The sequence below is a fragment of the Acidovorax sp. 94 genome, assembly GCF_003634645.1.
Classification (GTDB): domain Bacteria; phylum Pseudomonadota; class Gammaproteobacteria; order Burkholderiales; family Burkholderiaceae_C; genus Acidovorax; species Acidovorax facilis.
In genome coordinates this window covers 5,364,813-5,372,473 of the sequence record NZ_RBJA01000001.1, presented here as the reverse complement: position 1 = coordinate 5,372,473, position 7,661 = coordinate 5,364,813, and the positions used below count along the sequence as shown (strand labels likewise).

At 63.5% G+C, this 7,661-nt stretch carries 6 protein-coding genes and 1 pseudogene; 1 reads left to right on the top strand and 6 read right to left on the bottom strand.

The annotated features are described in order from the left end of the window. The 3 genes from C8C94_RS24705 to C8C94_RS24695 form a co-directional block, all read right to left on the bottom strand. On the bottom strand, positions 1-1,571 hold a 1,571-nt coding region (locus C8C94_RS24705), incomplete at its 3' end, for an MASE3 domain-containing protein (protein ID WP_121423066.1). A gap of 160 nt (positions 1,572-1,731) precedes the next feature. Continuing rightward, positions 1,732-4,671 carry an aconitate hydratase gene (locus C8C94_RS24700; protein WP_121422603.1) on the bottom strand — a complete coding sequence of 980 codons (2,940 nt, stop codon included), beginning with the start codon at positions 4,669-4,671 and terminating at the stop codon, positions 1,732-1,734. Between the two features lie 215 nt (positions 4,672-4,886). After that, positions 4,887-5,294: a hypothetical protein gene (locus C8C94_RS24695; protein ID WP_121422602.1), complete on the bottom strand. Its 408-nt coding sequence runs from the start codon at positions 5,292-5,294 to the stop codon at positions 4,887-4,889. Positions 5,295-5,408: 114 nt separating this feature from the next. Here C8C94_RS24695 and C8C94_RS24690 point away from each other — a divergent pair, with 114 nt between their 5' ends. After that, the gene (locus C8C94_RS24690; protein ID WP_121423065.1) at positions 5,409-6,290 is read left to right on the top strand and encodes a helix-turn-helix domain-containing protein; all 882 of its coding nucleotides are present in this window, start codon (positions 5,409-5,411) and stop codon (positions 6,288-6,290) included. Between the two features lie 276 nt (positions 6,291-6,566). Here C8C94_RS24690 and C8C94_RS24685 read toward each other — a convergent pair whose 3' ends face one another. The 3 genes and pseudogenes from C8C94_RS24685 to C8C94_RS26095 form a co-directional block, all read right to left on the bottom strand. Beyond that, positions 6,567-6,869 carry an H-NS histone family protein gene (locus tag C8C94_RS24685; protein WP_055393525.1) on the bottom strand — a complete coding sequence of 101 codons (303 nt, stop codon included), beginning with the start codon at positions 6,867-6,869 and terminating at the stop codon, positions 6,567-6,569. After that, a complete protein-coding gene (locus C8C94_RS26100) occupies positions 6,866-7,258 on the bottom strand; it encodes a hypothetical protein (RefSeq protein WP_370449761.1) in 393 nt (130 codons plus the stop codon). Before C8C94_RS26100 ends, C8C94_RS24685 begins: the two co-directional genes overlap by 4 nt. Before the next feature lie 174 nt (positions 7,259-7,432). Then, positions 7,433-7,660 (bottom strand): annotated as a pseudogene (locus tag C8C94_RS26095) (hypothetical protein); the annotation flags it as partial. Position 7,661 lies beyond the last annotated feature (1 nt).

Below are 7,661 nucleotides of genomic sequence, written 5' to 3'. Positions count from 1 at the left end.
TTGAGCCCGGTCAGATCGTAGGCAAACAGCACAACGGCAGGCACGCCTTGCTCGGTAACGCTCTCGGGCGCGATGGTTGTGTGGCGAACCTGCAGGCCGTCAGGCCCGTCCATGCGGTTCTCGAACACGGCCGTCTCGCCCGCAAAGGCCTTGGCGAAATGGGGCTGCATGCGGGCGAAAACATCGGCCGGGATCACTTCCTGCAGCAGGCGGTCTTGCAGCTCCTCGGGCTTGCGGTAGAGCCAGCTGGCCTGCTGCGCATTGACATACAAGACGCGCAGATCCCGGTCCAAGCGCGCCACACCGCCGGGCACCTGGCGCAGCATGTTGGCCATCAGCGCTTCGTGGGCATGCGCAGCCTCCTCGGCCAGGCGGTGGGCCGTGATGTCGGTCTGTACACCATCCCACAGCACACGCCCGTCGTCGAGCAGACGGGGCGATGAACTCAGGTGCATCCAGCGTATCTGGCCATCGGTGCGGCGCACGCGAAAAACGGCCTCCATGCTGGTCATGGTCAGAAAAGACTGCCGCTCGGCCTGTCGCAGGCGGTCGATGTCTTCGGGCAACACCTGGCGATACAACACCCGGAAATCGGCCATGACCTCTTGCACCGTCACCCCATTGAGTCGCTCGATCGCATCGCCCATGTGCACAAAGTGCGAGCTGCCATCCAGCTCGCGCACCACCTGGAACAACACGCTGTGGGGCAGGTTGCGCCCAAGCAGCGACAGACGCCCCTCGCTCTCGCGCAGGCGTCGCTCCGCCTCCTGCACTCGGGCGAACGGCGCCCGTATGCCCGCATCAAAAACGGCCTGGTACAACAACGCATACGCCAAAACCCGCAGACCGTGCGACAACGGCCCTCCGATGGGCGAATGCCCACCCAGCAGGCCCACCACCAGCTCGCCCCCCAGAAAGGCCACGGCCGCCCAGGCAAACACTCGCTCGCGCCGGCCCGGACTCCTGTAGAGCCACACTGCGGCTACGCCCAGCGCCACCACGAGCACTAAGGCCAGGTATTGCCGCAATGCTCCGCCCGCTGCAGCAGCAAACCAGCCTGGCAGAGGCCCCATGGCCGAACCCACCAGCAGCAGCGCCACCACGCCAGAGGCGGCCAGCCAAACCTTGGCCGGGCCGGGCATTGCCAGCCGCGCGGCTGTGAGCAGCAGGGTGATGACTTCGACCACCCGCGCCCAGCTGCTCAGCCACAGAGAGATGTGGGCCGTGCCCGATGGCATGTGCACGGGCGTGGAATGTGCCAGCACGCCATGCAAAAAATTGCACACCGCCGCGACGCCAAAGCCCGCCACCAGCACATTGGCCCGGGCCTGCTCGGACGGGTCCAGTGTATGCAGGGACACCGACACCACCAGCAGCCCCAACAGCACAGCGACCAGTTCCATGAACGGCTCCAGGCCGTGCTGGGAGCCCGCCCCTGGCCCCAGCATCTGGGCCACTGGCACGATCACCAGCGTCAATGCTGCGACCACCAGCACCACCGTGAAGGCGGGCGCATCCGCCCACGGTGAACGCGCAGGCGGGGTTCGGGTGGGTGAGGACGACAGCGGCATGGTCTGGAGTGTTTCTACCGGGTTCTACATAGCGTCACAAGTGTATCGACGAGTAAGGCGCGGGGGTGCGTGTTTCCCCCCACCATCGGGCTCCATGCAAAACGGGGCCGAAGCCCCGTTGCCGACGATGCCGGTGCCCTGCACCGCCGACATAGCAGTATCACCCCTGCAACAACTGGCGCAGCACAAACGGCAGGATGCCGCCGGCCTGGTAGTAGTCCACCTCGATGGGCGTGTCGATGCGCAGCGTGACGGTGACTTCCTGGCGCGAGCCGTCCGCGCGGCGGATGACCAATTGCGCGTCGCTTTGTGGCGTGAGCGCCGGATCAGGCACCACATCAATCACCTCGTTGCCCGTGAGGCCCAGCGTCTCCCAAGATTCGCCCGCCTTGAACTGCAGCGGCAGCACCCCCATGCCCACCAGGTTGGAGCGGTGGATGCGCTCAAAGCTGCGCGCCACCACGGCCTTGATGCCGAGCAGCTGCGTGCCCTTGGCGGCCCAGTCGCGGCTGGAGCCGGTGCCGTATTCCTCGCCCGCAAAGATCACCGTGGGCGTCCTTTGCGCCATGTACTGCATGGCGGCATCGAAGATGAACATCTTCTCGCCCTGCAGCGCGCCTTCGTTCTGGAACACCGTCACCCCACCCTCTTCGCGCGAGCCGTCGGCGGTGGGCGGGATCATGAGGTTCTTGATGCGCACGTTGGCAAAGGTGCCGCGCACCATCACGTCGTGGTTGCCCCGGCGCGCGCCGTAGCTGTTGAAGTCAGCCTTTTGAACGCCATGCTGCCGCAGCCACTGGCCAGCGGGTGAGCTTTCCTTGATGGAGCCTGCGGGCGAGATGTGGTCAGTGGTGATGGAGTCGCCAAACAGCGCCATGATGCGGGCACCGATCACCGATGGAAGTTTGGCATCATTTTGGCCTCCAGCGCTTGATGTATCTGCGTTAGCAGCTCCTTTTTCAAGAGCAAACTGTGCAAAAAACGGAGGCTCTGCAATGTAGGTGCTGGCGGGCCAGGTGTAGGCGGTGCCGCTCACGCCCTTGATCTTTTCCCACAGCTTGCCAGGGTCGGTAGCCACCTTGGCGTAGTTCTCGCGGAAGGCCTTGCCGTTCATGGCGAACTTGAGCAGGGCGTGCACCTCTTCGCTGCTGGGCCAGATGTCGCCCAGGTAGATGTCCTTGCCACCCTTGCCCTTGCCCACCGGCTCGGTCATCAGGTCCTTGAGCACCGTGCCGGCGATGGCATAGGCCACCACCAGCGGCGGACTGGCCAGGAAGTTGGCCTTGAGGTTGGGATGGATGCGCGCCTCGAAGTTGCGGTTGCCCGACAGCACCGCGGCACACACCAGGTCGTTGCTGGTGATGGCCTCGTTCAGCTCGGGCGTGAGGTCGCCCGCATTGCCGATACAGGTGGTGCAGCCGTAACCCGCCAGCGCAAAGCCCAGCTTTTCCAGGTAAGGGAGCAAGCCGGTCTGCGTGAGGTATTCGGTGACGATGCGCGAGCCAGGGGCGAGCGAGGTCTTGATGTGCGGCTTGACCTTGAGCCCCGCCTCCACTGCCTTCTTGGCCAAGAGGCCTGCGGCCAGCAGCACGCTGGGGTTGCTGGTGTTGGTACAGCTGGTGATGGCGGCAATCAGCACGTCGCCATTGCCCACGGTCACGTCACCCGTGCGGCTGGCTTGCTGCGCGGGGACTTCGGCATGCGCGGCCGCCAGCGTGGGCTTGTTCTGCTCCATCTCCACGATGAATCGCGGTGCACCCGATGGCGCTGGCACCTCTGCCGGAGCGCCCACATCGACAGGAGCATCACTGGCCCGGACATGGTGGCGCGTGTGCAGCAGCTCGGCCGGGCGGTTGAAACCATTTTGTGCGTTGGGCTTGCTGAACAGGTCGGCAAACTGGCTGCAGACCTTGCCCAGTTCGATGCGGTCTTGCGGGCGCTTGGGGCCAGCCAGGCTGGGGGTGACGCTGCCAAGGTCGAGCTTCACCACCTGCGAATAGTCCACCTCGCCCGCCAGCGGCACGCCGAACAGGCCCTGGGCCTTGAAGTAGGCCTCAAACGCTTCGATCTCGGCCTTGGTGCGGCCCGTGCCCTTGAAATAGTCGATGGTCTTTTCGTCCACCGGGAAGAACCCCATGGTCGCGCCGTATTCGGGCGCCATGTTGCCGATGGTGGCCCGATCGGGCAACGCCAGGGTGCGCGTGCCTTCACCAAAAAACTCCACGAACTTGCCCACCACCTTGTGCTGGCGCAGCAGTTCGGTCACCGTGAGCACTAGGTCGGTGGCGGTCACGCCCTCGCGCAGCTGGCCCGTCATCTCAAAGCCCACGACGTCGGGCGTGAGGAAGTACACCGGCTGGCCCAGCATGGCGGCCTCGGCCTCGATGCCGCCCACGCCCCAGCCCACCACGCCAATGCCGTTGATCATGGTGGTGTGGCTGTCGGTGCCCACGAGGGTGTCGGGGTAGTACACACCGTCCTTGCGCTTGTGCACGCCGCGCGCCAGGTATTCGAGGTTGACCTGGTGCACGATGCCAAAGCCCGGCGGCACCACGCCAAACGTGTCGAAGGCCTGCATGCCCCACTTCATGAATTCGTAGCGCTCGCGGTTGCGCTGGAATTCGAGCTTCATGTTCAGGTCGAGCGAATTCTTCTTGCCGTAGTGGTCGACCATGATGGAGTGGTCTACCACCAGGTCCACGGGCACCAGCGGCTCGATCTTCTTGGGGTTCTTGCCCAGTTTCACGGCCACGCTGCGCATGGCGGCCAGGTCGGCCAAGAGCGGCACGCCGGTGAAGTCCTGCAGCACCACGCGGGAGACGACAAACGGAATCTCGTCCGTACGCGCGGCATTGGGCGCCCAGTGCGCAAGCTGTTGCACATGCTCGGCGGTCACCTTGCGGCCATCGCAATTGCGCAGCACCGATTCGAGCACGATGCGGATCGACACGGGCAAGCGCTGGATCTGGGGGAACTGCTTGGCCAGCGCGGGCAGCGAGTAGAACTGGCCTTCTTTGCCAGACGCTGTCTTGAAACTCTTGAGGGTGTTGGCAAACGCGTGGCGGGCGGGCTTGGGCGACAACTTGCGTGATACGGCCATGGCAAACTCCTGTGAAAGGCAACAAAGCCTATTCTGGCAGTCCTGCATGGCGGTGCAATCGTGGGGCTATGCAAACGCGGCCCCCAACCCTGTGCGGCGTGGTCGGGTCGCCCGATCCACGCCACCCGTGCCCGATATCGGCAAAAAAAATGCCCCTGGCGCTTGATGGACAAGCGCAAGCAGCTATATTTTCAGGAGCAAACAACCGATCTCCATCACGCCGCAGCCCAGGTTGGCAGGCGGCGCACGCCAAACCACTGCAGCTCGGCCAGCATGGCCACCGAGACCACATGCACCAGCAAATAGGCCTGGCCCAGCAAGGTGGGCGTGAGCGTGGAGCCCAGCAGCAGCAACAGGCTGGCCAACGCCCAGGCCAAGTTGCCCACGATCAGCACCCACAGCCAGCCACGCGGCATGGGCTCAGACCGGGCAATCGCTATGGCCAGGGCGGCATAGCCCAGCAGCATGGCGCCCGTCACCTGCAGCAGCCCGGGCGGCAGGCCCAGCCACTCGGCCAGGGGCGCTGTCAGCAGCAGGTGCAGGGCGCCGAGCAGAACCCCCGTGGAGGCATCGAACCAGACCACGGCGCGCAGGAATCGGGGGGAGGACATCAGCTTGAACATGGAAAGCTCCTTGGTTGAGGAAGAAAGAAGGCTCCATCGTTCCCGCCCTGGCGCACCGCGTCGATGACCTGCCAGGTAATGGCCCGTGTGCGGTTAGCGCCTAGGATGGCGGCCATGACCTCCACCGCACCGTCCTCTCACCGCTCTCCGCGCCATCCTTTGCCGCACCGCGTGGCACCGGCGGGGCCCACCTCGTTTGGCGACCACCTGCGCACCTGGCGCCAGCAGCGGCACCTGAGCCAGCTGGAGCTGGCCGACGAGGCGGACATCTCTACGCGCCATGTGAGCTTCATGGAAACCGGCCGCACCAACCCCAGCCGCGACATGGTGCTGCGCCTGTGCGAGCGCCTGGCCATTCCACTGCGTGAGCGCAACGCCCTGCTGGTGGCCGCCGGCTACGCCCCCATGTACCGCGAACGCGCGCTGGACGACCCTGCGCTGGCCGCGGCGCGCCAGGCGGTGGAACTGGTGCTCAAGGGCCACGAACCCTGCCCCGCCATTGCCCTCGACCGCTGCTGGAACGTGGTGGCCACCAACCGCGCCGCGCTGGCCCTGCTGTCTGCCCACGTCAGTCCCGAACTGCTGGTGCCACCTGTCAACGTGTTCCGGCTGAGCCTGCACCCCCAGGGGCTGGCGCCGCGCATCGCCAATCTGGCGCAGTGGCGGGCGCACCTGTTTGAACGCCTGCGCCAGCAGATACAGGCCACGGCCGACCCGGCACTGATCGCACTGCAGGCAGAACTGCTGCAATATCCCGCCCCGCCGGAATCCGATGCCCTGGTACTGGCAGGTGAAATGCTGGGCGTGGTAATGCCGTTCTGCTTTGAAAGCGTGCATGGAATGCTCTCCCTCATCAGCACCACCACGATATTCGGAACGCCGGTGGATGTGACCTTGCAGGAGCTGGCTGTGGAATCCTTCTTTCCGGCGGACGATTTCACGGCACAGGTATTGCGCAAGATTGCGCAGGAAAACCCCGGGGTTGCAGAAGGCTGAACGTAATGCCTGTGCACTGTGAGGGTGCAATCAATGCGCGCAGTTCAAAATTAAAACGATGACCATCCGATTCACAAAATGGCTCCACAAAGCGCATTGCGCTGCCGATAAATCGCAGACACTGCGCACGAAGTTACCGCACATGCATTTCCTGTTCGTCGCACAGTGCGTACCGTTGTCGAGGCGCCACCCGTCTGAGCACCTTTTGTCCTGGCCAAGAGTAGCCCATTAAAAAAGCCCGCATCAGCGGGCTTTTTTAATGCAGGGCAAAGACCCTTAAATCACAAACTTTTCGCGGTTTTCGTTTTGAATCCACTTGGGAGCCTTGCCACGGCCTGTCCAGGTTTCGCCGGTGGCGGGGTTGCGGTACTTGGGCGCCACCTTGGTGCCGGCCGTAGAACTGCGACCTGTCTTGCCAGACGCCTTGCCGGTGGGGAACACGTCCTGGGCAGTCAGCCCATATTCGGCCACCAGTGAACGGACCTGCGACACAGCGTCCGACAGTTCCCGGCGCCGGGCTTCACTGATTTGTTGCTCAAGGGCTTCGCGCTGCTTCAACAGTTCTTTGTAGCTGGTCATGGTGTCTGAATTTTGGATAAGGGTGAAGACCCGCGAATTATAAGAATAATGTGCCTTTTTTGTGCAACCACTTTCAGAATTTCATTAAAAATTCTTGGCATTAACCCCCAACACCCATTGATGCATGGTTTGCGTCTGGCTGAACAACCGGGGTATTGATGCTTGCTGGAGGCGATCGGGGTTCCGTCTTCTGGCTGGGGCAATACGTTGTCGATACGCTTGCATTCCAGCGCCAGCACCTCAAATACCCAGCCCATGCACCGAATGCGGTCGCCCACTTCCATCAAATGCCCCGTTTCTTCCCTCAAACGGGCCGCCCGCGTGTTATAGCGACCACGGCCCTCACCCGGTAAATTGCGAATATCCAGGCGCGCCTTGAGTTCCGACACCGGTATCCAGGGATGACCTGCATAACTCCCCGCGGTCTGTGATAGCGCGGCCTCGGGCGGTTCGCTGCGTTGCTTTTCTTGCCAATAGCTGGGCTATTGGCAAGAAAAGACGCCTTGCGTCCCATCCCGATCCGCACTACCACCGCCTCGCGAGGGTTATGCAGGACATCCCCAGCCATCCAACAGCCAGCTTCCGTCATCGCGCTGCGGGGCCCAGGCATCGAGGCCCCCCGGGCTGCAATTCAACGGGAATGGCTTTCAGTAAATGGCGCGGGTCATGATGCATTGCGCCACACCATATTCATCGCCCACAACCACCATGCGCCCAGAACGGGCCCGTAACTGCTCCAGCAACTCCACCCCATTGAGGGTTTCGGGCAGAAATTTCGCCGCCCGTCCATGC

Excerpts from the sequence above, each read along its gene's own strand:
- C8C94_RS24700 (WP_121422603.1), bottom strand. The coding sequence starts at position 4,671 with ATGGCCGTATCACGCAAGTTGTCGCCCAAGCCCGCCCGCCACGCGTTT.
- C8C94_RS24695 (WP_121422602.1), bottom strand. The coding sequence starts at position 5,294 with ATGTTCAAGCTGATGTCCTCCCCCCGATTCCTGCGCGCCGTGGTCTGG.
- C8C94_RS24690 (WP_121423065.1), top strand. The coding sequence starts at position 5,409 with ATGACCTCCACCGCACCGTCCTCTCACCGCTCTCCGCGCCATCCTTTG.
- C8C94_RS24685 (WP_055393525.1), bottom strand. The coding sequence starts at position 6,869 with ATGACCAGCTACAAAGAACTGTTGAAGCAGCGCGAAGCCCTTGAGCAA.